Origin of the sequence: Oryzifoliimicrobium ureilyticum, assembly GCF_037199735.1 — a bacterium.
Taxonomy (GTDB): Bacteria; Pseudomonadota; Alphaproteobacteria; order Rhizobiales; family Rhizobiaceae; genus Rhizobium; species Rhizobium ureilyticus.
In genome coordinates this window covers 1-510 of record NZ_JBBBVQ010000090.1, presented here as the reverse complement: position 1 = coordinate 510, position 510 = coordinate 1, and the positions used below count along the sequence as shown (strand labels likewise).

At 57.5% G+C, this 510-nt stretch carries 1 pseudogene; it reads right to left on the bottom strand.

From position 1 onward, the window contains the following. A pseudogene (locus VQ830_RS29005) lies at window positions 1–510 on the bottom strand (hypothetical protein); the annotation flags it as partial.

Below are 510 nucleotides of genomic sequence, written 5' to 3'. Positions count from 1 at the left end.
TCTCAAGCTTGATCTCGCCGCCTTTGGGATCGACAATCGCTTTGAGGACCCCGAATGCGCCATAGCGATAGGTCCAGCTGCGGCCCTCGCCGTCGGTGACGCTCGCCAACTGACCTTGTCCATCAAAGCTTCTCGTCATGCGCACGCCATCGGGGCGGATGATCTCGCTAACGACGTCGAAGCCGCCAGCGCCGGCCCGGTAGTTTTGCCAGGTTACGGCACCGTTAGGTGCGACAGTTTCGATTAGGCGCCCAAAAGCGTCATAGGCAAAGCGAGTGGTGTTGCCTTTAGCATCGGTGACCGAGGAGAGACGATTGTGCCCATCCCAAGTCCTCCGTTCGACAGCACCGTTTGGGAAATGCGTCTCGATGACGCGGCCTTTTTCGTCTCGGACAAGCCGCGTCTCGTGACCTTCGGCATCGACTTCGGCAATAACATTGGCATTGTTGTCGTGCTTGTATGTCTTTCGATTGCCAGCGCCATCAATGACGATCATCAGCTCGCCATCGT